This window comes from Bradyrhizobium sp. USDA3010, assembly GCF_056429065.1.
This window is the reverse complement of sequence record NZ_JBWJZD010000012.1, coordinates 102,757-125,159: the sequence shown is the minus strand read 5'-3', so window position 1 is coordinate 125,159 and position 22,403 is coordinate 102,757. Positions and strand designations below refer to the sequence as shown.

General features: G+C 64.3%; 23 protein-coding genes. 16 read left to right on the top strand and 7 right to left on the bottom strand.

Translation table 11 applies throughout. From position 1 onward, the window contains the following. Nucleotides 1–376: 376 nt before the first annotated feature. From AC066Y_RS20215 to ptsN, 8 genes are all read left to right on the top strand, one after another. Nucleotides 377–3,157 (top strand): autotransporter family protein, encoded by a 2,781-nt coding sequence (locus AC066Y_RS20215; RefSeq protein WP_478275411.1) that lies wholly within the window; start codon nucleotides 377–379, stop codon nucleotides 3,155–3,157. 241 nt (nucleotides 3,158–3,398) lie between these two features. Next, on the top strand, nucleotides 3,399–4,013 hold the full coding sequence (locus AC066Y_RS20210) for a ribonuclease H-like domain-containing protein (protein WP_478275410.1): 615 nt from the start codon (nucleotides 3,399–3,401) through the stop codon (nucleotides 4,011–4,013). Nucleotides 4,014–4,195: 182 nt separating this feature from the next. Further along, a complete protein-coding gene (gene lptC, locus AC066Y_RS20205) occupies nucleotides 4,196–4,933 on the top strand; it encodes an LPS export ABC transporter periplasmic protein LptC (RefSeq protein ID WP_478275409.1) in 738 nt (245 codons plus the stop codon). A 5-nt stretch (nucleotides 4,934–4,938) separates the two neighbouring features. Further along, nucleotides 4,939–5,670, top strand: coding sequence for an LptA/OstA family protein (locus AC066Y_RS20200; RefSeq protein ID WP_478275408.1), 732 nt, complete (start codon nucleotides 4,939–4,941; stop codon nucleotides 5,668–5,670). A 262-nt stretch (nucleotides 5,671–5,932) separates the two neighbouring features. Next, complete coding sequence (gene lptB / locus AC066Y_RS20195) at nucleotides 5,933–6,931, top strand: LPS export ABC transporter ATP-binding protein (RefSeq protein WP_456719787.1); 999 nt, start codon at nucleotides 5,933–5,935, stop codon at nucleotides 6,929–6,931. A gap of 90 nt (nucleotides 6,932–7,021) precedes the next feature. Further along, a complete protein-coding gene (gene rpoN / locus AC066Y_RS20190) occupies nucleotides 7,022–8,677 on the top strand; it encodes an RNA polymerase factor sigma-54 (RefSeq protein WP_478275407.1) in 1,656 nt (551 codons plus the stop codon). A gap of 185 nt (nucleotides 8,678–8,862) precedes the next feature. Next, entirely contained in the window at nucleotides 8,863–9,462 is a 600-nt protein-coding gene (hpf, locus tag AC066Y_RS20185; protein ID WP_176534627.1) for a ribosome hibernation-promoting factor, HPF/YfiA family, read from the top strand. A 231-nt stretch (nucleotides 9,463–9,693) separates the two neighbouring features. Continuing rightward, nucleotides 9,694–10,155 (top strand): PTS IIA-like nitrogen regulatory protein PtsN, encoded by a 462-nt coding sequence (ptsN, locus tag AC066Y_RS20180; protein ID WP_016843543.1) that lies wholly within the window; start codon nucleotides 9,694–9,696, stop codon nucleotides 10,153–10,155. A 183-nt stretch (nucleotides 10,156–10,338) separates the two neighbouring features. Here ptsN and AC066Y_RS20175 read toward each other — a convergent pair whose 3' ends face one another. After that, nucleotides 10,339–10,977, bottom strand: a complete 639-nt coding sequence (locus AC066Y_RS20175; protein WP_092120837.1) for a TetR/AcrR family transcriptional regulator — start codon at nucleotides 10,975–10,977, stop codon at nucleotides 10,339–10,341. Nucleotides 10,978–11,308: 331 nt separating this feature from the next. Between AC066Y_RS20175 and AC066Y_RS20170 the strand changes: the two genes are divergently transcribed. From AC066Y_RS20170 to AC066Y_RS20135, 8 genes are all read left to right on the top strand, one after another. Then, nucleotides 11,309–12,112 (top strand): SDR family NAD(P)-dependent oxidoreductase, encoded by an 804-nt coding sequence (locus AC066Y_RS20170; protein WP_092120835.1) that lies wholly within the window; start codon nucleotides 11,309–11,311, stop codon nucleotides 12,110–12,112. A 36-nt stretch (nucleotides 12,113–12,148) separates the two neighbouring features. After that, a complete protein-coding gene (locus AC066Y_RS20165; protein ID WP_478275406.1) occupies nucleotides 12,149–13,279 on the top strand; it encodes a DUF5938 domain-containing protein in 1,131 nt (376 codons plus the stop codon). Nucleotides 13,280–13,422: 143 nt separating this feature from the next. Then, nucleotides 13,423–14,973, top strand: coding sequence for an AMP-binding protein (locus AC066Y_RS20160; RefSeq protein WP_478275405.1), 1,551 nt, complete (start codon nucleotides 13,423–13,425; stop codon nucleotides 14,971–14,973). Nucleotides 14,974–15,288: 315 nt separating this feature from the next. After that, complete coding sequence (locus AC066Y_RS20155) at nucleotides 15,289–15,615, top strand: hypothetical protein (RefSeq protein ID WP_478275404.1); 327 nt, start codon at nucleotides 15,289–15,291, stop codon at nucleotides 15,613–15,615. Nucleotides 15,616–15,706: 91 nt separating this feature from the next. Then, nucleotides 15,707–15,949, top strand: a complete 243-nt coding sequence (locus AC066Y_RS20150; RefSeq protein ID WP_176534631.1) for a hypothetical protein — start codon at nucleotides 15,707–15,709, stop codon at nucleotides 15,947–15,949. A gap of 36 nt (nucleotides 15,950–15,985) precedes the next feature. Further along, nucleotides 15,986–16,186, top strand: a complete 201-nt coding sequence (locus AC066Y_RS20145; protein ID WP_478275403.1) for a hypothetical protein — start codon at nucleotides 15,986–15,988, stop codon at nucleotides 16,184–16,186. 103 nt (nucleotides 16,187–16,289) lie between these two features. Continuing rightward, a complete protein-coding gene (locus AC066Y_RS20140; RefSeq protein WP_478275402.1) occupies nucleotides 16,290–16,637 on the top strand; it encodes a DUF6665 family protein in 348 nt (115 codons plus the stop codon). Nucleotides 16,638–16,974: 337 nt separating this feature from the next. Next, nucleotides 16,975–18,306, top strand: a complete 1,332-nt coding sequence (locus AC066Y_RS20135) for an MFS transporter (protein ID WP_478275401.1) — start codon at nucleotides 16,975–16,977, stop codon at nucleotides 18,304–18,306. Nucleotides 18,307–18,423: 117 nt separating this feature from the next. Here the strand turns inward: AC066Y_RS20135 and AC066Y_RS20130 are convergent, their stop codons facing one another. The 6 genes from AC066Y_RS20130 to ugpA form a co-directional block, all read right to left on the bottom strand. Beyond that, nucleotides 18,424–18,693: a BQ00720 family protein gene (locus AC066Y_RS20130; RefSeq protein ID WP_478275400.1), complete on the bottom strand. Its 270-nt coding sequence runs from the start codon at nucleotides 18,691–18,693 to the stop codon at nucleotides 18,424–18,426. 50 nt (nucleotides 18,694–18,743) lie between these two features. After that, nucleotides 18,744–19,169, bottom strand: a complete 426-nt coding sequence (locus AC066Y_RS20125) for an Hsp20 family protein (protein WP_092120814.1) — start codon at nucleotides 19,167–19,169, stop codon at nucleotides 18,744–18,746. A gap of 75 nt (nucleotides 19,170–19,244) precedes the next feature. After that, on the bottom strand, nucleotides 19,245–19,397 hold the full coding sequence (locus AC066Y_RS20120) for a hypothetical protein (protein WP_478275399.1): 153 nt from the start codon (nucleotides 19,395–19,397) through the stop codon (nucleotides 19,245–19,247). A gap of 46 nt (nucleotides 19,398–19,443) precedes the next feature. Continuing rightward, a complete protein-coding gene (locus AC066Y_RS20115; protein ID WP_229168472.1) occupies nucleotides 19,444–20,526 on the bottom strand; it encodes a sn-glycerol-3-phosphate import ATP-binding protein UgpC in 1,083 nt (360 codons plus the stop codon). After that, nucleotides 20,526–21,374, bottom strand: a complete 849-nt coding sequence (ugpE, locus tag AC066Y_RS20110; protein WP_092120808.1) for a sn-glycerol-3-phosphate ABC transporter permease UgpE — start codon at nucleotides 21,372–21,374, stop codon at nucleotides 20,526–20,528. The genes AC066Y_RS20115 and ugpE overlap by 1 nt, the downstream gene beginning before the upstream one ends. Next, nucleotides 21,374–22,255: a sn-glycerol-3-phosphate ABC transporter permease UgpA gene (gene ugpA, locus AC066Y_RS20105; protein ID WP_478275398.1), complete on the bottom strand. Its 882-nt coding sequence runs from the start codon at nucleotides 22,253–22,255 to the stop codon at nucleotides 21,374–21,376. The genes ugpE and ugpA overlap by 1 nt, the downstream gene beginning before the upstream one ends. Nucleotides 22,256–22,403 lie beyond the last annotated feature (148 nt).

The following is a 22,403-nucleotide window of genomic DNA, read 5'->3' as shown; positions in this document are numbered from 1 at the left end:
ACAAATAGGGAGCGCTTGGGATGATTTCACGGGGCTGCACATCACAAGTTCCACCGGAAGCGGCCCGGTCGACGGGCCGTCGCGCGAGCAAATCTGTGTCCGAGCGGCTTCGCGAGAGTTGAAGCGCGTACCGCGTTGTGGCCGGGGAGGCCTGCAACGCGGGCGCTCTGTACATCATGGACATGAAAGCGTATGCACGCAAAGGATGTGAATCGAAGTAATACAGCTGAAGGTTCCGTCTGTGGCGATCCAGCAACAGATCGTCACAAAACGTCTCAAGCTTGAACGGAGCGGATCAGCCGACGCTGAGAGCGGGGCAGGGGGTACAGGTGGCGTGAGGCCGGGGTCGGGTTCGCGCCGAGGTTGGAGTAAGGGCATGGTTTCATCGCGGCTTGCGGCGATCCTGTCGTGCACTCTGGGTGGCGGCTGTCTTCTATCGGTCTCGCAGGCGTTTGCCGCCTGCGACAGTCTTGCGCCGGTGAGCGGTCAGACGGTGACATGCTCGACCACGACGCCGAATCCCTCGCCCGCAGGCGTGCAGGCCGCAGCCGGCAGCTCGAACGTCACCGTGAACGTGCTGCAGGGCGCCGGCATCACGCCAGGCGCCGGTGCGACCGCGATCGGCCTTGTCTCCAGCAGCGCCGCCACCAACAACGGCACGTTGACCATCAGCGGCGGCGGCACCGGAATCCTCGGCAGCGGCGACGGCAATGTCTTCACCAATGCTGCGTCGGGCGTGATCACGACCACGGGCGCCGGCAGCAATGCGATCGCCGCCAGCAGCAACGGCAACACGCTGATCAACAACGGCACGATCACGACGCAGAACGGCACCTCGCGCGGGCTTGCCATCACCGGTCTCACGCAGCACAACAACAATACGCTGATCAATACCGGGACCATCACGACCCAGGGCCCGCAGTCGCACGGCCTCTATGTGCAGACCGGCGACAGCAACAGCTTCACCAATAGCGGCACCATCACCACGGCCGGCGCCGGTGCGCGTGCGATCTTCTCCGCCGGACAATTCATGACCATCACCAACACCGGCACGCTGCTGACGACCGGCGGTGATGCCGGCGGCACCGCCAACAACACCGTCTTCATGCAAGGCAATGCCGCCGTCCTGCGTAACAGCGGCACCATCGAGGCGCGTGGCGTCAATGCCGACGGTGTGTTCTCCAACACCGCCGGTTCGTCGTTCACCGCGCGCATCGAGAACCTCGCCGGCGGCAAGATCATCAGCCAGAACGGGCCCGCGATCCGCACGCTCAACGGCGCCACCACCATCGTCAATGCCGGCCTGATCGCCGGCAACAGCGGCACGGCGCTCGCGGGCGGCGGCGGCGCGGTGACGATGATCCTGCAAACCGGCTCGCAGATATCAGGCCTTGCCGATGGCGGCGGCGGCAACAACCAGGTGCGGCTGCAAGGCAGCGGCACGGCCGACAATGCGTTCGCGCGCTTCCAGACGTTGACGATGGAGGGCACTGACTGGACCTGGGCCGGCACCGGCACCTTCGCCAACACCTTCATCAACAGCGGTTCGCTGACGCTGCAGACCTCGCTGACCGGCAATGTGTCGATTGCGGCGGGGACCAGCCTGCTGGCCGGCAACGGCGCCAATCCGTCGATCACGTCGTTTCCGGGCGGGCCGCCGATCACCGTCACCAACGCCGGCGTCATCAATCTCACCAATGGCGGCGCCACCGCAGCGAACAGCCTGACGATCGCAGGCAACTATGTCGGCAATGGCGGCGGGCTTTATCTGCGCACCGTGCTCGGTGGCGACGGCTCACCGTCGGATCGGCTCGTCATCTCCGGCGGCACTGCGTCGGGCTCGACCGCGGTGACCGTCACCAATGCCGGCGGCGCTGGCGCGCTGACCACCGCGGACGGCATCATGGTGGTGCAAGCGGTCAACGGCGGAAGCACGGCCCCCGGTGCATTCGGCCTCTCCAACGCCGTCGTGGCCGGCGCGCACGAATATCTGCTGTTTCGCGGCGGCGTCTCGGCCGGCAGCGCCGACAACTGGTATCTGCGCTCGCAGCTATTGCCCGGCACCTCGTCGCCGGCGCCGCCGGCTGCACCCGCACCAACGCCGCCGGCCTCGCCCAACGTGGTGCCGCCGCCCGCGATGCTGCCCGCCGAGGACCTGTCGTCGCTGACGCCGCCGCCGGCAGGCGCCGCACCCGTCGAGTTCTACCGCGAGGAAGTCGCGGTCTATTCGGCGTTGCCTCAGGTCGCGCAGAAGCTCGGGCTCGCAACGCTCGGCACCTTCCATCAGCGCCAGGGCGATCAGGCCATGCTGACCGCCGGCGGCGAACAGCCGGCGGCGTGGGCGCGCGCGTACGGTTCGCATAGCTCGCAGAGCTGGGCTGGCACGGTCAGCCCGTCCTTCGACGGCACCATGGCCGGCGTGCAGGTCGGCGTCGATATCCTGCGCTTTGAATCGGCGCCCGGGCATCATGATCGCGCGGGCTTGTTCTATGCGTATGGCTGGGCCAGCGGCACCATCAACGGCTTCGCGCTCGGCATGAACAACGTCCGCACCGGCACGCTCTCGATCGACAGCCAGAATGTCGGCGGCTACTGGACCCATATCGGTCCCTCAGGCTGGTACGTCGACGCCGTGCTGATGGGCAGCTTCTACGGTGCAAGCCCGCAGTCGGATCGTCAGGTCGGCGCGCTTGTGTCGGGCACCGGCGTCGCCGCGTCGCTGGAAGCCGGCGTGCCGATCCCGCTGAACCGCTTTCTCGCGATCGAGCCGCAGGCGCAACTGATCTGGCAGCGCCAGTCGTTCGACAGCTTCAACGACATCTTCTCCAGCGTCGCGCCCGGCAGCGCCGATACGCTGACCGGCCGGCTCGGCGTGCGCGTTCCCGCGACCTTCATTGTCGGCACCGCCGAACTGCGTCCCTATCTCGAAGCCAATCTCTGGCACACGGCTGCGAATGACCGCAGCATCGCCTTCGCGACCACCGACCTGATCGGCGTGCAAAGCCGCGGCACCGCCGTCGAGATCGGCGCCGGTGTTACCGCGCAGCTCAATCGCACGATCAGCGCCTATGCGAGCGCGGGTTACACGACGTCGGTGGACAGCACCCGCCGTGACGACATCACCGGCCGGTTCGGACTGCGCGTCAGCTGGCAATAATGGCGCACTTGCGTGGGCGCTGTGGACTGCCCAAGCCATTGTCTCCGCTGCACAATGGCGCTAAACCCTGAACCATCTGTGCGTGCACAATGAGGTTCGCGTTGCCGGCGCTCCGCCCTTGACGGGCTTTGACGCCGAGACGCAAGCCAAGGCTTGGACAACGAGGCTTGATGCACGCTCGCCTGTCGGGGAATTGAACGATAGCTTGTCCCGAGAGCGATTCGACGAGGTTTTTGACAGCATGACCATCCGCCTGCATCGCGGCGACCTGCCTGATCTGTCCCGCTACACCGATTCCGTGGCAATCGACACCGAGACCATGGGACTGCATCCGCACCGTGACCGGCTCTGCGTGGTGCAGATGTCGAACGGTGATGGCACCGCCGACGTGATCCAGATTCCGAAGGGGCACACCGACTCGCCGAACCTGAAGGCGCTGCTCGCCAATCCTGCGATCACCAAGATCTTCCATTTCGCCCGGTTCGACGTCGCGGTGCTCTACAACACGTTCGGCGTGATGCCGGCGCCGGTCTATTGCACCAAGATCGCCTCGCGCCTGTCGCGCACCTATACCGATCGCCATGGCCTGAAGGATCTGGTGCGCGAGGTGCTGAACGTCGAATTGTCGAAGCAGCAGCAGTCGAGCGACTGGGGTGCGCAAAGCCTCAGCGAGGCTCAGCTCGCCTATGCCGCCTCTGACGTTCTGCATCTGCATGCGCTGCGCGACAAGTTGAATGTCATGCTGGCGCGCGAGGGACGCACGGATCTCGCGAAGGCCTGCTTCGATTTCCTCCCCGCCCGCGCCAGGCTCGATCTCGACGGCTGGGAGGCCGAGGACATCTTCGCCCATTCGTGATTTCGCCCGTTCATGATGGGCGCCGAATTCGTCGCAGCGGGGCCGGTTCCGCCCCGTTTCGGCCAAACTGTTCACGCGTGGTCCGCCTTGAAGTCGGCTTGGGGGGCGCGACGCGAGGTCCGGGCTGCATATTGGGGCGGCTCCGGCTAGAATAGGGGCAATTTCGCGCCTCTGGAGCTCAGGTGAATTCGGTTCAGAATCCAGCCCAGAATCCCGGCTATGTCACGGGCCTCGAGGCGCGCTTTGCCGCCGCCGCGCGGCACAGCCGCATGGTGCGGATCCTCCGGATCGCGGTGCCCGCGGTGGTCGGGCTGTCGATGGCCTCGATCATCTTCGTCTCGGTCTACAATCCATTCCGCGAGATGATCCCCAAGCTGCCGGTCGAGATGGACAACCTCGTGGTGTCAGGCACCAAGATCACGATGGAATCGCCGCATATCGCCGGCTTCTCGGCCGAAGGCCGGCCCTATGAGATGTGGGCCAAGGCGGCGATCCAGGACGTCACCGATCCTGATCATGTCGAGCTGAAGACGATCCGCGCCAAGGTGGCGCAGCAGGATCAGTCGACGGTGACGATGGATGCGCGCACCGGCTTCTTCGACAACAAGAAGCAGCTGCTCGACCTGCGCGAGGATATCTTCCTGCAATCGTCCACCGGCTATGAGGCCAAGCTGACGCAGGCCTTCGTTGACATCAACAAGGGCAACGTGTCGTCGGACGAGCATGTCGATGTCAAGCTGCTCGAAGGCACGCTGACCGCCGACCGCCTCAGGATCTACAACAGCGGCGAGCTCGTGCGGTTCGAAGGCAATGTCGTGATGAACCTGGACAAGCTTGGCGACAACAATCCGAGCCCGCCCGCCGAGCCCGCGCCACCTCCGCCGCCACCGAAGCCGCGCAAGTCCGCCAACCCGAAATGAATTTGATGATGAGACGTTTTCCGCACGGCATCGCAATTGCGGCCTTTCTGCTCACGCTGTTCGCAGCCGGCGCTGCGTCCGCGCAGGGCTCGATGAGTGGCGTTCCCAACGCCATGCAGGGATTTTCGCAGAACCGCGACCAGCCGATCCAGATCGAGGCCGCCTCGCTCGAAATGCGCGACAAGAAGAAGGAGGCGACCTTCGCCGGCAATGTGAAGGTCGTGCAGGGCGACACCACCATGACCTCGAAGGTGCTGGTCGTGTTCTACGAGGATAAGTCGACCCAGACGCCGGCGCCGGCTGCGGGCGGCACCAAGGCTGCCGCCGCTCAGAAAGGCGCGCCGATCCAATCGGCAACGCCCGGCCCCGGCGGCGCGTCCTCGATCAAGCGCCTGGAGGCGAAGGGCAATGTCGTCGTCACCCAGAAGGATCAGGTCGTCACCGGCGAGACCGCGATCTTCGACACCAAGACCAACCTGATCACCATGCTCGGCGGCGGTGGCGGCCAGGTGGTGCTGACCCAGTGCCAGAACGTGCTGCGCGGCGACCGTCTGCTGGTCGACATGACCACCGGCGTCTCGCGGGTGGAATCCGACAGCGGCAAGGTGCAGGGCCTGTTCATCCAGTCGCAGGGCGGACAGAACGGCAAGGGCGGCTGCGGCGCGCCGGCTGCCCCCGGTGCGGCCCCAGCAGCCCCGTCGCCGCTTCAACTGCTTCCGGGTAGCAAGTCGAAATAGGCTTCACAAAGTAAGCTTCACGTAAGGTGAAGTAGAATCAATAAGTTAGATAATATTTTGCGACCGCGAGGTTGAAGCGCGCGGGACGAGACTGTATCTACTCCAGCGGCCCGGCCGGACGATGTGCCTTTGAGGGGGAGTTATGTTGGCCGGGACAGGGGCATCCATTCATTCAAGGCGCATGCTGGCGCTTTGCCGTGCGAATCGATTGGTGCGCAGGCAAGGTCGCGGGATCACCGTGAAAGGCTGAAGCGAAGCGGGGATGGTGGATTTTCTCGGCATGTTCCGGCGGCGCCCTGCGAAACGCAGTTCCGGATTTGCGCGCGCGCATGACGACATCACGGCGCTCGGCGATCAGTTCGGCGAGATGCTGACGTCACCGGTGCGCGACGCGCCGCCGATGGCGCGCGCCGCTCCGGTTCCCGCCGTCGAGCTGCCGCGATCCCAACCCGCAGCAGCACCCGCCCCGGCGCGGGCGAGGCCGGCCAGGAATCCGGCTAAGAACAACGCCGCTTCGGCGCCGCAGCTTATCAAGCGGCCGGGCTACCTGGCTGTGCATAGCGTGGAAAAGAGTTTTGGCAGCCGCCAGGTCGTGCGCGGCGTCAGCATCTATGTGCGCCGCGGCGAGGCGGTCGGCCTGCTTGGGCCGAATGGGGCCGGCAAGACCACCGTGTTCTACATGATCACCGGCCTGATCAAGGCCGATCGCGGCGCTATCGAGCTCGACGGCCACGACGTCACCAAGCTGCCGATGTATCAGCGCGCGCGACTCGGCATCGGCTATCTGCCGCAGGAAGCTTCGATCTTCCGCGGCCTGACGGTCGAGCAGAACATCCGCGCGGTGCTCGAGGTCGTCGAGCCCTCGAAGAAGAAGCGCGAGCACGAGCTGGATTCGCTGCTCGACGAGTTCAACATCACGCGGCTGCGCAAGAGCCCGTCGATCGCGCTGTCCGGCGGCGAGCGCCGCCGCGTCGAGATTGCGCGCGCGCTGGCGACGCGCCCGAACTACATGCTGCTTGACGAGCCGTTCGCCGGCATCGACCCGATCGCGGTCGGCGACATCCAGGACCTCGTGCGCCATCTCACCAACCGCGGCATCGGCGTGCTCATCACCGACCACAACGTCCGCGAGACGCTCGGCCTCACCGACCGTGCCTATATCGTCTATGCCGGTGAAATCTTGACTGAGGGCAGCCCGGAGGAGATCGTTAACGACCCGGATGTACGCAGGCTTTACCTTGGCGAGGAATTCCGCCTGTAGCCCAAATTTTGCATCCGTCAAGCCGTGTACATCCCAAGCGGACTAAGATAAGCAAGAATCGAGCCAATTTTTAGGATCGATCTTGCCTCCATGGCGCTGACGCAAAGACTAGAGTTCCGCCAGTCGCAGTCGCTGGTAATGACGCCGCAGCTGATGCAGGCGATCAAGCTGCTGCAACTGTCGAACCTGGATCTGTCGGCCTTTGTCGAGGAAGAGCTGGAGCGCAACCCGCTGCTCGAGCGGGCCGCCGACGGGCCGGAACCGCCGGTGGCGGGCGAGCCGGCGATGGAGCGGCCGGACTACGGCGATTCCGATGGTTCCTCGAGCTACGGAGACGAGGGCGAGGCGTCCGACATGACCGCAGGCTCCAGCGGCGAAGCCGGCTTTGAGCCCGGCCAGGAGGAGTGGCTGAACCGCGACCTCGGCACCCGCGCCGAGATCGAGCAGACGCTCGATACCGGGCTCGACAACGTGTTTTCCGAAGAGCCGGCCGAAGCCGCCGCGCGGGCCGCGCAGGACGCGCCGCCGTCGGTCTATACCGAATGGGGTGGCGGCGCCTCCAGCGACGACGAATACAATCTCGAAGCCTTCGTGGCCGCTGAGCTGACGCTCGCCGACCATCTCGCCGAACAGCTCGCGGTGGCGTTCTCGGCGCCGGCGCAGCGCATGATCGGGCAGTATCTGATCGACCTGGTCGACGACGCCGGCTACCTGCCGGCCGATCTCGGCCAGGCCGCCGAGCGGCTCGGAGCGTCGCAGCAAGCGGTCGACGAGGTCGTCGCGGTGCTGCAGAAGTTCGATCCGCCGGGCGTGTGCGCGCGAAACCTGAGCGAGTGCCTGGCGATCCAGCTGCGCGAGCTCGATCGCTACGATCCGGCGATGCAGGCGCTGGTCGAGCACCTCGATCTGCTCGCCAAGCGCGACATCGCGGCCTTGCGAAAGCTGTGCGGCGTCGACGACGAAGACATCACCGACATGATCGCGGAGATCCGCCGGCTCGATCCGAAGCCGGGGTTGAAGTTCGGCACCGCGCGGACGCAGACCATGGTGCCCGACGTTTACGTGCGTCCGGGCCCCGACGGCGGCTGGCATGTCGAGCTCAACAGCGACACTCTGCCGCGCGTCCTCGTCAACCAGACCTATTACTCTGAGCTGTCGAAGACGATCCGCAAGGACGGTGACAAGTCGTACTTCACCGACTGCCTGCAGAACGCGACCTGGCTGGTCCGCGCGCTCGATCAGCGCGCCCGCACCATCCTGAAGGTCGCAACCGAAATCGTCCGCCAGCAGGACGGATTCTTCACCTATGGCGTCGCGCACTTACGTCCGCTCAATCTGAAGGCGGTGGCGGATGCGATCCAGATGCATGAATCGACGGTGTCGCGCGTCACCGCCAACAAATACATGGCGACCAATCGCGGCAGTTTTGAATTGAAGTATTTTTTCACCGCGTCGATCGCCTCCGCCGACGGCGGCGAGGCGCATTCGGCCGAAGCGGTGCGTCACCACATCAAGCAATTGATCGACGGCGAGGCGGCGTCGGCGATTCTGTCCGACGACACGATCGTGGAACGTTTGCGCGCTTCGGGCATTGATATTGCCCGCCGCACCGTCGCGAAGTACCGCGAGGCGATGCGGATACCATCCTCGGTGCAGCGCCGCCGTGACAAACAGAGCATGCTCGGTAATGCCCTTTCGGCTCCTGCCTCCTCGCCCGACCGCTCGCGCGATACAGCCCCCGTTTAGGTTACTTTGTCAGGATGACCCCGTCCGAGTACGGGCAGGATCATGCCCTCGTTGCGTTCGCGTCAAATCGCGATAGTCTCAATCTTTCCTGGCGAAGCGTCGTCCAGCAAGGGAGGTGACCGGAAGCCCAGCAAGCATCATGCTCCTGCAAGAGTGATCGAGGCATCCAGCAATTGAGGCATCAAATGACCCTTCGAATCTCGGGAAAGAGCATCAGCATCGGCGAGGCGCTTCGCGCGCGCGTCAGCGAGCGCACCGACGAGGTCCTGCGAAAGTATTTTGATGGCAACTATTCCGGTCACATCACGCTGAGCAAGGATGGCTTCGGCTTCCGAACCGACTGCTCGCTGCATCTGGATTCCGGCATCACGCTGGAAGCCGAATCCAACGCCGCCGACGCCTATGCCAGCGCGGACGCCGCGCTCTTGATGATCGAGAAGCGCCTGCGCCGCTACAAGAGCCGGCTCAAGGACCGCTCGGCCCGCAAGACCTACACCGCGAACGCTGCGTTTGCCGAATTGAACGGCGTCGGGCTCGACGCGCCGAGCTACGTCATCGAGGCGCCCGAGAACGAGGATGAGGTCACCGAATACAGCCCGGTGATCATTGCCGAGGCAACCACTGCGCTGAAACGGCTGTCGGTCAGCGAAGCCGTCATGGAGCTCGATCTGACCGGCGCCTCCTGCCTGGTATTCCAGCATGGCGGCAGTGGCCGGTTGAACATCATATACCGCCGTACGGACGGCAATGTCGGCTGGGTCGACCCGCCGGCGGTGAGCCCCTGAGGATATATGGCCCATGGCATTGACGTCCGAAGCCAGCCCTGCTTATGGTCCGCCGCCTCCAGCAATAAGGGGGCGGAACAGGGTTCGCAGGTGTTGGCACCGCCGATACGTTGGAGTAGAAGCCCTGCCAGCTGGACCCGGGCTAAGCCCGCATCCCACCTCAACTTCTTGACGCCGCCGCTGTAAAGCCTATTTCGCAACCTGACGGTTCATTCACCTCGGAACGTCCCAATGCCGATTACCGATTTGGTCGCACCCGAGGCGATTCTCCCGGCTTTGAAAGTCATCAGCAAGAAGCAGGCGCTGCAGGAACTCGCCGCGCGTGCGTCCGCTTTGACCGGGCAGAACGAACGCGCGATCTTCGAGGTGCTGCTGCAGCGCGAGAAGCTGGGCACCACGGCGGTCGGCTATGGCGTCGCCATTCCGCACGGCAAGCTGCCCAAGCTGGAGAAGCTGTTCGGCTTCTTCGCCCGTCTCGAGCGCCCGATCGATTTCGAGGCGATGGACGGCCAGCCGGTCGATCTGATCTTCCTGCTGCTGGCGCCCGAAGGCGCCGGCGCCGATCACCTCAAGGCGCTGGCGCGCATCGCCCGCCTGCTGCGCGACCAGGACGTCGCCAAGAAGCTGCGTGCCTCGCGCGACGCGCAGGCGATCTACTCGGTGCTCGCGCTGCCGCCGGCGAGCGCGGCGTAATCACTCGGCGCGCGATTATCATCTGAGCAGTTGTCGGCTGTTGCGCGCTTGCGCATCGGCAATATGCGTCGCCATCAGGTCCGTAGCCCCGATGAAGCGAAGCGCAATCCGGGAATCTCGCCGTCGGTACGGATCCCGGATTTCGCTGCGCTCCATCCGGGCTACGAAGCGTTCGCAAGTCTCTCAACAGATCGTCGGCAGCAGACGGCGGACTTCGTCGAGCAGATCGGGGATCGCCTTCTCGTCGCTGGCGAGGTGCCTGAGCAGCGCGCTCTGGAACAGGCCGTCGAATAGCGCGTAGAGCGCAGCCGGAGACGATGCCGGCTTCCTGTTGCCCAACTCGGCGTAGCGCGTGGCGATGCGCCAGATCATCGCTTCCAGGCTCTTGTCTATCTCGAGCACGTCCTTGCGAAACGCGGGCTCGAACATCGCCTGCGAGCGCAGGTCATACCAGAGCCGGTGCATGCGGGCTTCGTCCTGCAACGTCGCCGCGAGCTTGGCGAGGAAGCCTTCGGTCAATTCGTCGCGGCTTCGTGCCGTCGTCACCACCTCGTCGTAGCGCGTCACGCATTTCGCCTTGTAGTGACGGACGCAGCAGCAGATCAGATCGAGCTTGTCGCTGAAGTAGTAGTGAAACACGCCGTGCGTGAACGCGGAGTTCTGCGCGATCTCGCGCAGGCTGGTGCGCGCGAAGCCGAGCTCGCCGAGTGTTTCCAGCGCGGCCTCCGCAAGCTCGACGCGTCGTGCGTTGAACTTCTCGTCGCGCAGCGTCTCGGCCGCCACCGCCACGCGTTGGGCCGCTCCTGTCGCTTGCCGCGCCATCTGGTGCCTTTCCTGTCTCTTCCCTGCAGCAACTTATACCGCGCGAACCGCAGCGCACTCCATCTCTTCACAATCATCCTCTTTGACACTTGTCAAATTCAGGCTTGACAAGTGTCAAGTTCCTGGACGAGGGTTGGCGCAATAATTTGGACAACCGTCAAGACGGCTGACCTAACGACATCAAGGAGGGAATGCACTGCCGGGCGCGCCAACGCTGCGCCCCGCCGACGCCGGCCGTGACCACCAATGCGCTCAGAATGCGCAAGGCCGCCGAGCGTGCTGTCGATCGCCAAGGCACCGATCAATCACCAAGCAAAGGGAGGACTACGTCATGAGTGCGAAGAGCCTTGAAGGCAGGAAAGCCCTGGTCACCGGCGGCGCCCGGGGGATTGGCGCGGCGATCGCGCAGGCGCTGGCGCGGTCCGGCGCCGCGGTCATGATCGGTGATATTCTCGACGATGCCGGCAAGGCCAGCGCCGCCGAGATCGCCAAGGCCGGGGTGAAAACCGGCTTCGTCAAGCTCGACGTCACCGACGACGCGCAATGGGAGCGGGCCGTCGCCGCAACGGTCGAAACCCTCGGCGGCTACGACATCCTGATCAACAATGCCGGCATCGAGATCACCTCGCTGGTCGCCGACATCAAGGCCGAGGACGCGCGCCGCATGTGCGACGTCAACATCGTCGGCACCGTGCTCGGCATGAAGCACGCCTTCCGCGCGATGCGGCCGGGCGGAGCCGCGGGCAAGGGCGGTGCAGTCGTCAACATCGCCTCGGTCGCAGCGACGATCGCCTTTCCGAGTATCGCCGTCTACTCCGGCACCAAATCCGCCGTCGATCGCATGACGCGGGTCGGCGCGATGGAAGCCGGCAAGCTCGGCTATGGGGTGCGGGTGAATTGCATCTATCCCGGCCTGATCCCGACCGACATGGGCCTGCAGCTCGCCAATGACATCGTGAAGATCGGTCTTGCGCCCGACGTCAACGCCGCCGTCGGCTCGGTGGTGGAGCAGACGCCGCTCGGCAAGCTCGCCGAGGTCTCCGACATCGCCGACGCCGCGGTGTTCCTGTGCTCGAACGAGGCCCGCTTCATCACCGGCATCGGCCTTCCGGTCGATGGCGGCATGGGCATGTAGCAACAAGGCCGACAACAAGCATTTCGGAGGATCGCAATGAGCGAGAAGAAGCCCGTCATCGTCTATGGCGCTTCCGGCTACACCGGCCGGCTGGTCTGCGAATATCTGCGTGAGTACAACATCCCCTTCATCGCCGCCGGTCGCAGCGGCGAGAAGCTCAATGCCGCGATGAAGTCGAACGTGGCCGGCATCGAGACCGCCGACTACGAGGTGGTGACGGTGCCGCACACCGTGGCGGCGCTGACCGAATTGTTCAAGGGCGCCTCGGTGGTGCTCAACACCGTGGGACCGTTCGCCAAGTTCGGCGGCGAGGTGGTGCAGGCCTGCCTGGCTGCCAAGTGCCACTACACCGACACCACCGGCGAGCAGGACTGGCTGATCACGCTCGAGCAGGAGTTTGGCACCAAGTTCGCCAATGCCGGCCTGCTGCTCGCGCCGGGCATCGCGCAGATGTACACCACCGGCGAGATCGCCGCGCAGCTGTGCCTGGAGACGCCCGGCCTGGACACGCTTGATATCGCCGTGTTCTGGGGCGGCAGCCCGACCATCGCCTCGACGCAGACCATCCTGGTCAACGCCGCGATGGCCAAGGCTTACTACCTGGAGCAGAACAAGTACGTCGAGCATCAGCCCGATGCCGGCCTCTACAACCTCGCCATCCCCGGCCAGCACGAACTGGCGCTGGCGCTGCCCTGGGGCGGCACCTCGCACCCGGTGTGGTTCAAGCGCGATCCGCGCGTGGCCAACGTGAAGGTGCTGGGCGGCGTGTTCAACCGCGCGCTGATGCTGGGCGTGCCGCAGATCGTTGCCGCCGCGCTGGAAGCGACCAAGGACATGAAGCCCGACGAGCGCTACGCCGCGCTGGCGCAGACTGCTGCCGGCGTGATGAACACCATGCCGCCGCGCGAGAACCCGCGCGTCAACAAGTCGTTGGATTCGGTGTACGCCTCCGGCCCGCTGGGGCGCGCGCACTGCGTCATCTACGGCAACAGCAACTACAAGCAGACCGGCATGCTGCAGGCCTTTGCCGCGGCGTACCTGCTGCAACAGCGGCCCAAGCGCGTGGGCTTCGCCTCCGCCTGCCAGGCGTTCGGCCATCACGAACTGCTCGGGCAATTGCGCAGCTTCGGCCTGGTCGGCAAGCCGGTCCTGACCGTGCACGATTGAGCTTGAGCCCCGATTGGATCGGGGCTCAACACTCCCTTCCCTGAAGCGTTTTCGTCAAGCGGATCGGTATCCAATCTGGTCGAAAACGCCGCCTCCGCGGGCGACGCAGTAGCGCGTCACCCGCCTCTTGCGCGAGACCTGCCATGCGCTTCATCGATTATCTCGACAAAGGTGCCTCGCTCGGCGCCGACGCGCCGTGCCTCACTATGGACGGCCGCGACCTCAGCTATCGCGAGGTGCAGCGGCTGAGCTACCGGATCGCGCGCGGGCTCGAGCGGTCGGGCATCGCACCCGGCGAGAAGGTCGCGATCCTGTCCGGCAACGATCCGCTCGCCTTCGCCTGCGTGTTCGGCATCTCGCGCGCCGCAGCGGTGTGGTGTCCGATCAATCCGCGCAACGAGGCGACCGAGAACAAGTTCATCCTCGACCAGTTCGACTGCAGCCTGCTGCTGTTTCATTCGAGCTTCGCGCCAATGGTCGAAGCCGTCAGGCAGGATCTGCCCAAGCTGCGCGCGCTGGTCTGCCTTGATACCGAGCTGCCGTTTGCGCCATCGTTCGACCGCTGGCTCGGCGGGCTCGCCGATGATGTCTATCAGCGCGAGACGATCGACGATCTCGCGATGATCCCGGGCACCGGCGGCACCACCGGCAAGCCGAAGGGTGTGATGCTTTCCGGGCGCAACATCGAGGCGATGACGGCGCTGACCCTGATGGGCTACCCGTTCAAGGGCCGTCCGATCTATCTGGCGCTGGCGCCGCTGACGCATGCCGCCGGGGTGCTTTGTTTCCCGATCATGACGCTCGGCGGCCGCGTCGTGATCATGCACCACCCTGACATCGGCAAGTACCTGGCGCTGATCGAACGCTACCGCGTCACGCATACGTTCCTGCCGCCGACCGTGATCTACATGCTGCTCGACCATCCCGGGCTCGATGCAGCCGATCTCAGCTCGCTGCAATGCTTCTGGTATGGCGCGGCACCGATCTCGGCGACGCGGCTCGCCGAGGCCCTGAAGCGGATCGGGCCAATGGCGCAGCTGTTCGGCCAGACCGAGGCGCCGATGATGATCTCGATGATGGCGCCCGCCGATCACTACAATGCAGACGGCACGATCGCGATGGAGCGCCTTGCCTCCGCCGGGCGGATCGGTCCGCTGGTGCAAGCCGGCATCATGGACGGCGACGGCAAGCTGTTGCCCGCGGGATCGCGCGGCGAGATCGTGGTGCGCGGTTCGCTTGTCATGGAAGGCTACTACAAGAACCCGGAGGCCACGCGTGAGGCCTCGGCGCATGGCTGGCACCACACCGGCGATATCGGCTACATCGACGGCGACGGCTACCTCTACATCGTCGACCGTGCCAAGGACATGATCATTACCGGCGGCTTCAACGTCTACTCGATCGAGGTCGAGAACGCGTTGCGCGCCCACGAGGCGGTGCAGGATTGCGCTGTCATCGGGCTGCCCGACGACAAATGGGGCGAGCGCATCGTCGCGGTGGTGCAGCCGCGCGCCGGCCAAACCGTCGATGCGACGGCGCTGGCCGCGTTCGTCAAGCAGCAGGTCGGCAGCATCAAGACGCCGAAGCAGATCGAGGTCTGGGACGATCTGCCGCGTTCCAAGGTCGGCAAGGTGCTGAAGCCGGACATCCGCGCGCGCTTGACGGAGCGTTCAGGCAGCTGGGTCGGCGCTTGATGGTGACGCTGTGGACCTGACGCTGTTGCCGCATCGGGTTTAAACGCTCGCTATTCGCCGGCTTTGAGCGTAGAGTCGTGGCATCACCGCCCATCCACGGCATCCACCGGTGACTGAGGGTAACGTAGGGCTCCCGCCAAAAGATGAGGAGCATACGTGTCTGGATTTCGTCTGGCCGATTGGATCGTGCCGCCGGTGATCGTTCCCCTGTTTCTTCTGCTCCTGGTGGCCGCTGCCGCTGTCCTGCATGGATAAGGCGACGCAACCATGAATTCTGCTGCGCCGGCGTTTGGCCACGCCAGGCCGGCGCTTGACATGGCCGGCAACGCGCAAGCGCACAACCAAAATCATGAAATGCTCAGCGGGACGATCACCCGGAAAGGCTCCTGTATGAAAACGCTGCTATTCGCCGCGGTTGCGGCCACCCTGCTTGCACAGGGCGCGTTCGCCGCCGAACCGGCCTGCCACAAGATCGAAGGCACCGTCGGTCGTCTCGCCTGCTACGATGCCGCGTTCCCCCCGACGGTCAAGAAGCCTCCGGCCATCGATAGCAACGCGCCGCGATCCGAATACAAGGACCCGTTGATCGCGGAAGATGCCCGCGTTGCGGCGAAGCTGAAGAACATCTGTCGCGGTTGTTGAGATTTGCGACGAGATACGCGAGTGGCCGGCGACGAGCGCATCGCTTCGTCCTTGGCGTCACCGCGTCCGGTGGCCGGCGGAAGGAGCCTTGATGGCAAGCGAAACAACCTACGTCGTGCAGGCGTTCAACGCCGGCAAGGGCGGGCATCTCAAGCCGGACCCTCCGATCGTCTGCAAGACGGCAAATGGCGCACTGCGAACGGCAGAGCGCCTGGCGTTGAGCAAGCTCGCCGTCGTTGCATTCTCGTCCACCGGCGATCCCGAAATGGGTGACTATGATGATGAGCCGATGGTCTTCTTCCGGAAGGGCGATCTTCCGGCGGTGTTCGGCTAAGGCCCGGTTGCGAAAGCTACGTAAGGGAGGACCCGGATGAGCGAGCGACTCGAAACACTGAAGAAAGCCCGTGATCGCATGATCGAGGACAGGGACGCGCATGCGAAAGTGCTGGCCGCTCCGTTCGATCGTGACAAGGCGGAGCGGGCCCGCAGCAAGTTCGTCGAGGTTCAGGCGTTGGTCGAGGCTCTGGATCGCGCCATCAGTGCGGAGAACCCCGTTTCAGCAAGGGACTGAAACCGGATGCGGCGCGCGACGGGTTTGAACGTGTATTGACAACCGGCCGTGGCGCCAGAAAAATCCGGGGATCATCGTTCTGCATCGACCCCTGGGATAACCGATGTCCCTCGACTTTCGCTTCCATCGCACTCCCGTCGACGTTTTCGCCTACGAACTCGCCGAGGAGAAAGCTTCGGCACTCGGACGGATGGGCCGCGCGCTGGAACAGGCTCTCGCCAGCCTGCGCGAGTTCGATGCTGACCATCCGCGCGCTGAAGCACCGGCATCCGCCCAACAGGCGCGGCGCATCCTGGTGCGGGAAGCCGGCCACGCGCTCTGGATGTTTGTGGTGCAGCGGGAAGCTTGCGGCATGCGCGACAGCCGCGCGATCATGCGCACCTACAATGTGCCTGGCGAAGTGCAGCACTGCATGGGCCCGATGCTCGGCGCATCGACCGCGTCGCCATAAAGGCGCGGACCGCCACCGCGCTGCAGCAGTGGCCGACGAGCATGTTCGACGACCATTCCCACAGACCAAGGTCGAATTTACCGGGCGGACCGAAGGACTAGATTTCGGATTGCAAGACCGTGTCATGAAGGGATGTCGTACTCCCGCGATGGCGATCGGTTAGGCCGCGCGCGATCCAGGACCGGCTTCCTCAAGGCCTGCATGGGCACGCCCCGCGCATTTGCGGCCCTGCCCCAACCAAACAAATAACCGGCATCGATACCACCGTCCACCGCCGTGGACGGGGGACGAAACGCATTCCAGATGGCCCGAACATGTCGGGCCAGGGAGATGTACAATGACGACATTGGACATTGCAGTCGCCCCGCTCCCGGAAGCCGAGCACCAGGCGCAATTGCGTCGCGCACTGATCGCCAGCACGGTAGGCACCACTATCGAATGGTACGACTTTCTGCTTTACAGCACCGTGACCGGCCTCGTCTTCGGCAAGCTGTTCTTTCCCAAGTCCGATCCCCTGGTCGGCGTGCTGGAGGCGTTCGCCATCTACACGGTGGGCTTCATCGCGCGGCCCATCGGTGCCGCGATCTTCGGCCACTATGGCGACCGCATCGGCCGCAAGGCAACGCTGATCGCCACGTTGCTGCTGACCGGGCTTGCCACGACGGCGGTCGGCCTCGTCCCGACCTATGACAGCATCGGCATCTGGGGTGCCGTCATCCTGACCGTCATCCGCTTCATTCAGGGCGTCGGCGTCGGCGGCGAATGGGGCGGCTCGGTGCTGCTGTCGATGGAGTGGGCGCGGACCAACAAGCACCGCGGCTTCATCACGTCCTGGCCGCAGCTCGGCGGTCCCGCGGGATTGCTGCTGGCAAACATCGCGGTGCTGGTGTTCAGCCGCATTTCCGGCGACCAGTTCCTGGTTTGGGGCTGGCGCATCCCGTTCCTGCTGAGCCTCGTGATGATCGCCATCGGGCTCTACATCCGGCTCGGCATCATGGAGACGCCGACATTCCGGCGGATCGTGGCCGAGAACCGTGTCGCGCGCGTCCCGGTGATCGAGGTGATCAAGCGTCAGCCGCGGTCGATCATTCTCTCGGCGCTGGCGCGGATGGTCGAACAGGCGCCGGCCTACATCTACCTGGCCTTTGTCTTCGCTTACGGCACCCAGGTCATCCATCAGGATCGCGACTTCCTGCTCATCTGTCTGATCTGCGCCGGCACCCTTGAGCTCTTCACCATCCCGCTGGCGGGGCACCTATCGGATCGGATCGGGCGCAAGCGCCTGTACCTGATCGGTGCGGTTCTGACCGGGCTGTTCGGCTTTGCGTATTTCGCGCTGCTGAACACGGCAGCTCCGGCGTTGATCTTCATCGCCATCGTGCTGTCATTCATACCGCATGCTCTGACATATGGCCCGCAGGCGGCGCTCATAGCCGAGTGCTTCACCCCGCGGCTGCGGTACAGCGGTTGCTCGATCGGCTACCAGCTCTCCTCGGTCATTTCAGGCGGGCCGGCACCGTTGATCGCCACCGCATTGCTGGCCGCCACCGGCTCGGGCTACGTGATCGCGCTCTACATTCTGTTCTGCGCGGTCGTCAGCATTGTCGCGACCGCCATGATGCCCGACTACACCAACAAGGACATTTCCGAGGAGCACGACAGGCCTTGATCGAATGATCCAAACGAGGTCTGCAAAAAAAGCGCGGGCCGCCTCGATTGATGTCGAGGCATGCCCGCGCATTGAACTCGCGGATGCTGAATTAGCCGTGTCTTAGTGGATGCTGCGTCAGTGCACGCTGACGGCCTGCAGCTCGTTGCTCCAGGCGTTCGCGATCGCGGCTTCGCGGCTGTCGGTCAGCATGATCGGCGTGCCGTCGGCGGCATGCAGTGCGAACAGCTTGAGGCCCGGCGCGATCTTCGGCGCCTGCGGAAAGAGATCCGGCACGTCCTCGGAACGGACCTGCTTCACATAGGCGATATGGCCCTCGCCCAGATGGGCCAGCGCTTCCGGCGTGACGCTGTTGGATTCGATGGTGGTGGTACTCAGTTCACTCATGGTCTCGACTCCTCAGTCAGATAAGCGGTCGAGTCCGCTTGTTGTTTCTATTATTCGTGTTCATTGATAGCGATTGTCTTAACGACCCGTTCAGGTTCCGGCCTGGCCAAGTCGATCGACAACAACCCGTTCTTCAGATCCGCGCCCAGCACCTGCATCCCCTCCGCCAGCACGAAGGTGCGCTGGAAGTGGCGCGCGGCGATGCCGCGATGGATGTATTGCCGAGCCTTGTCGTCCTGCTGGCGGCCACGGATGACGAGCTGATTTTCCTCAATAGTTACATCGAGTTGGTCGCGGGTGAAGCCCGCCACCGCCAACGTGATGCGCAACCGCTCGGGCTGCCCGTTGGTACGGTCGCACCGCTCGATATTGTACGGAGGATAGCCGTCAGCGCCCTTCACGACGCGGTCGAGCGCACGCTCGATCTCGTCGAATCCCAGAAGGAACGGACTGGACAACGATGGAACACGAGACATTACAAAGTCCTCTCGAAGCGACTTTGAGGGGCCCTTGCGGCGCCCCATGCAACCGGCGGGCCGCTTGCCCGTCGGTCACCAGCCAATATGGGAGTGATCTGGATAGCGTTCAAGCGCCTCTGAAACCAGCGTAAATGCCGCCTGGCGCATATCGGTTCTGATCAAATCAGGACCAATATGCTCCACTTTTTGTTTTGGGCGCGTTTCTTCACGCGAACCGGTGTCCACTTCGCTCGAAAACGCGCCGGCATGGCCCCCATGCCCTCCCGATCGGTTACGGGCCGACGCGCTTGCGGCCGTCAGCGGTAAAAAGATGCAGTTTGTCGCGCGGCGCGACCGCCCGGATCTGCTCGCCGATTGCAGGCCCAGTGGCGCCGGGAATCCGGACGATCACTTCGCCCGGCGGCAGCTCGCCCGGATTGGCGGCGATGGCCCGTTCCTCGCGCTGGCGGCTGCCGTAGACGAAGGTCTCGGCGCCGACATGCTCGATCGCCTCGACCGTCAGGCCGAGCGCGACGCCGCCGGATGCGGTCTCGCCCGTGATCACGAAATCCTCCGGCCGGATGCCGACGATGCCGGCACCATCGGCGCCCGCGATCTGGGAGGTCAGCTCGTCCGAGCGCAGCGGCATCAGGTTCATCGGCGGGGCGCCGATGAAGGAGGCGACGAAGGTGGTCGCCGGCTTCTGATAGATTTCCAGCGGATTGCCGATCTGCTCGACCTGGCCGCCATTCATCACCACAAGGATGTCGGCGAGCGTCATCGCCTCGAGCTGGTCGTGGGTGACGTAGATCGAGGTGGTGTTGAGCCGGCGCTGCAGCTTGCGGATCTCGACCCGCATCGCGATGCGCAGCTTGGCGTCGAGGTTCGACAGCGGCTCGTCAAACAGGAAGACTTTCGGCTGGCGCACGATGGCACGGCCCATCGCGACGCGTTGGCGCTGGCCGCCGGAGAGCTGCCGCGGCTTGCGCTCCAGCATCGGCGAGAGCTCGAGGACGCGCGCGGCTTCCTCGACGCGGGTCTTGACCTCGGCTTCGGCCATGCCGCGATTGCGCAGGCCGTAGGCCATGTTGTTGTAGACGCTCATATGCGGATAGAGCGCGTAGTTCTGAAACACCATCGCGATGTCGCGATCGGCGGGCTCGATCTGGTTGACGACGCGGCCGCCGATGTCGATCTCGCCGCCGGTGATGGTCTCGAGCCCCGCGACCATGCGGAGCAGCGTGGACTTGCCGCAGCCGCTTGGCCCGACCAGCACGCAGAACTGGCCGTCGCCGACGTCGACATCGACGCCCTTGATGGCCTCGAAGCCGCCGGGATAGGTCTTGCGGACGCTGCGCAGCGTGACGTTAGCCATTACTTTTCCGTCTCCACCAATCCGCGCACGAACAGTTTCTGCATCACGACGACGACGAACACCGGCGGCAGCATCGCGAGCAGCGCGGTCGCCATCACCACAGGCCATTCGGTCAGCGCATCCGTCGTGGTGATCATCTTGCGGATGCCGACCTGGATGGTCTGCATGTCGTCGCGCGTGGTGATCAAAAGCGGCCAGAGATACTGATTCCAGCCGAGGATGAACAGGATCACGAACAGCGCGGCCATGTTGGTGCGCGACAGCGGCAATAGCGTATCCCAGAAGAAGCGGAACGGGCCCGCACCGTCGATGCGCGAAGCCTCCAGCAACTCATCCGGCACGGTCATGAAGAACTGCCGGAACAGCAGCGTCGCGGTGGCAGAGGCGATCAGCGGCAGCGACAGGCCGGCATAGCTGTCGAGCAGATGCAGGTCGGCGACGATCTTGTAGGTCGGATAGATGCGCACCTCGACCGGCAGCATCAAGGTGATGAAGATGATCCAGAAGATCGCCATCCGGAACGGAAATCGGAAATAGACGATCGCGTAGGCCGAGATGATCGAGATCGCGATTTTGCCGACCGCGATCAACAGCGCCATGATCAGCGAGTTCAGCATCATGTTGAGCACCGGCTCGCGGGTCGAGCCGCTCGTGCCGACAAACAGCGTCTGGTAGTAGGTCTCGAGGAAATGGCCGCCGGGCAACAGCGACATCTGGCCGTTGGCGATGACGGCGTTGTCCTGGGTCGAGGCGACGATCGCCAGATAGACCGGGAAGGCGACGATCGCGATCCCGATCCACAGGATGGCGTGAGCCAGATAGCGCTGGAAGCCTTCCTCCTCGACCATCAGTAGGTCACCTTGCGTTCGACGAAGCGGAACTGGATTCCCGTCAGCACGACGACGATGACCATCAGGATGACCGACTGTGCCGCGGAGGAGCCGAGATTGCCGCCGAGCAGGCCATCCGTATAGACCTTGTAGACCAGCGTTTCGGTCGCCTTGCCGGGGCCGCCGCGGGTCATCGTGTCGATGATGCCGAAGGTGTCGAAGAAGGCGTAGACGATGTTGATGACCAAGAGGAAGAAGATGGTCGGCGACAGCAGCGGGAAGATCACGGTCCAGAACCGCCGCATCGGGCGGGCGCCGTCGATCGCGGCGGCCTCGATCACGCTTTTCGGGATGCTCTGCAGCCCGGCGAGGAAGAACAGGAAATTGTAGGAGATCTGCTTCCAGGCCGCGGCGAGGATGATCAGGGCCGCAGCCTGGTCGCCGTCGAGCAGCGGATTCCAGTCAACGCCCATCGCGCGCAGGTAGCGCGACAGCACGCCGAGCGAGGGATGCAGCATAAACACCCAGAGCACGCCGACCACCGGCGGGGCGACCGCGTAGGGCCAGATCAGCAGAGTGCGGTAGAGCGTCGAGCCGCGCAGCGGTCTGTCGGCCATGACAGCGAGCAGCAGCGCGAACGACAGCGAGGAGACCGCGATCGCGAACGAGAACGCGAAGGTTCGGACGATTGCCGCGAAATAGGCCGGGTCCTTGAACAGTTCGAGATAGTTCTCGAACCACACGAAGGTGGTCGAAAGGCCGAAGGCATCCTGCAGCAGGAAGGATTGAATCACCGCCTGTGCGGCCGGCCAGTAGAAAAAGATCAGGACGATCGCGAGTTGCGGGGCAACCAGCGCGTAAGGCAACAGCTTTGACTGGAAAATCGCTTGCTTTTGCATGATCTCGTAAGAATTGGCAGGCCGCGCGCGTGCGGCCTGCCGGTTGCGTAAAGCATGATCCGGAAAAGTGCGAAGCGGTTTTCCGAAGAGATCATGCTCAAACAAGAAGCGAAAGCGCGGTGACGATCTTCATCGCGCTTTTGCGCAT

Excerpts from the sequence above, each read along its gene's own strand:
- ptsN (WP_016843543.1), top strand. The coding sequence starts at position 9,694 with ATGCCGATTACCGATTTGGTCGCACCCGAGGCGATTCTCCCGGCTTTG.
- hpf (WP_176534627.1), top strand. The coding sequence starts at position 8,863 with ATGACCCTTCGAATCTCGGGAAAGAGCATCAGCATCGGCGAGGCGCTT.
- rpoN (WP_478275407.1), top strand. The coding sequence starts at position 7,022 with ATGGCGCTGACGCAAAGACTAGAGTTCCGCCAGTCGCAGTCGCTGGTA.
- AC066Y_RS20155 (WP_478275404.1), top strand. The coding sequence starts at position 15,289 with ATGGCCGGCAACGCGCAAGCGCACAACCAAAATCATGAAATGCTCAGC.
- AC066Y_RS20160 (WP_478275405.1), top strand. The coding sequence starts at position 13,423 with ATGCGCTTCATCGATTATCTCGACAAAGGTGCCTCGCTCGGCGCCGAC.
- AC066Y_RS20170 (WP_092120835.1), top strand. The coding sequence starts at position 11,309 with ATGAGTGCGAAGAGCCTTGAAGGCAGGAAAGCCCTGGTCACCGGCGGC.
- AC066Y_RS20210 (WP_478275410.1), top strand. The coding sequence starts at position 3,399 with ATGACCATCCGCCTGCATCGCGGCGACCTGCCTGATCTGTCCCGCTAC.
- lptB (WP_456719787.1), top strand. The coding sequence starts at position 5,933 with ATGGTGGATTTTCTCGGCATGTTCCGGCGGCGCCCTGCGAAACGCAGT.
- AC066Y_RS20145 (WP_478275403.1), top strand. The coding sequence starts at position 15,986 with ATGAGCGAGCGACTCGAAACACTGAAGAAAGCCCGTGATCGCATGATC.
- ugpE (WP_092120808.1), bottom strand. The coding sequence starts at position 21,374 with ATGGTCGAGGAGGAAGGCTTCCAGCGCTATCTGGCTCACGCCATCCTG.
- AC066Y_RS20115 (WP_229168472.1), bottom strand. The coding sequence starts at position 20,526 with ATGGCTAACGTCACGCTGCGCAGCGTCCGCAAGACCTATCCCGGCGGC.
- AC066Y_RS20165 (WP_478275406.1), top strand. The coding sequence starts at position 12,149 with ATGAGCGAGAAGAAGCCCGTCATCGTCTATGGCGCTTCCGGCTACACC.
- AC066Y_RS20175 (WP_092120837.1), bottom strand. The coding sequence starts at position 10,977 with ATGGCGCGGCAAGCGACAGGAGCGGCCCAACGCGTGGCGGTGGCGGCC.
- AC066Y_RS20150 (WP_176534631.1), top strand. The coding sequence starts at position 15,707 with ATGGCAAGCGAAACAACCTACGTCGTGCAGGCGTTCAACGCCGGCAAG.
- AC066Y_RS20135 (WP_478275401.1), top strand. The coding sequence starts at position 16,975 with ATGACGACATTGGACATTGCAGTCGCCCCGCTCCCGGAAGCCGAGCAC.
- ugpA (WP_478275398.1), bottom strand. The coding sequence starts at position 22,255 with ATGCAAAAGCAAGCGATTTTCCAGTCAAAGCTGTTGCCTTACGCGCTG.
- AC066Y_RS20215 (WP_478275411.1), top strand. The coding sequence starts at position 377 with ATGGTTTCATCGCGGCTTGCGGCGATCCTGTCGTGCACTCTGGGTGGC.
- AC066Y_RS20200 (WP_478275408.1), top strand. The coding sequence starts at position 4,939 with ATGATGAGACGTTTTCCGCACGGCATCGCAATTGCGGCCTTTCTGCTC.
- AC066Y_RS20130 (WP_478275400.1), bottom strand. The coding sequence starts at position 18,693 with ATGAGTGAACTGAGTACCACCACCATCGAATCCAACAGCGTCACGCCG.
- AC066Y_RS20140 (WP_478275402.1), top strand. The coding sequence starts at position 16,290 with ATGTCCCTCGACTTTCGCTTCCATCGCACTCCCGTCGACGTTTTCGCC.
- AC066Y_RS20125 (WP_092120814.1), bottom strand. The coding sequence starts at position 19,169 with ATGTCTCGTGTTCCATCGTTGTCCAGTCCGTTCCTTCTGGGATTCGAC.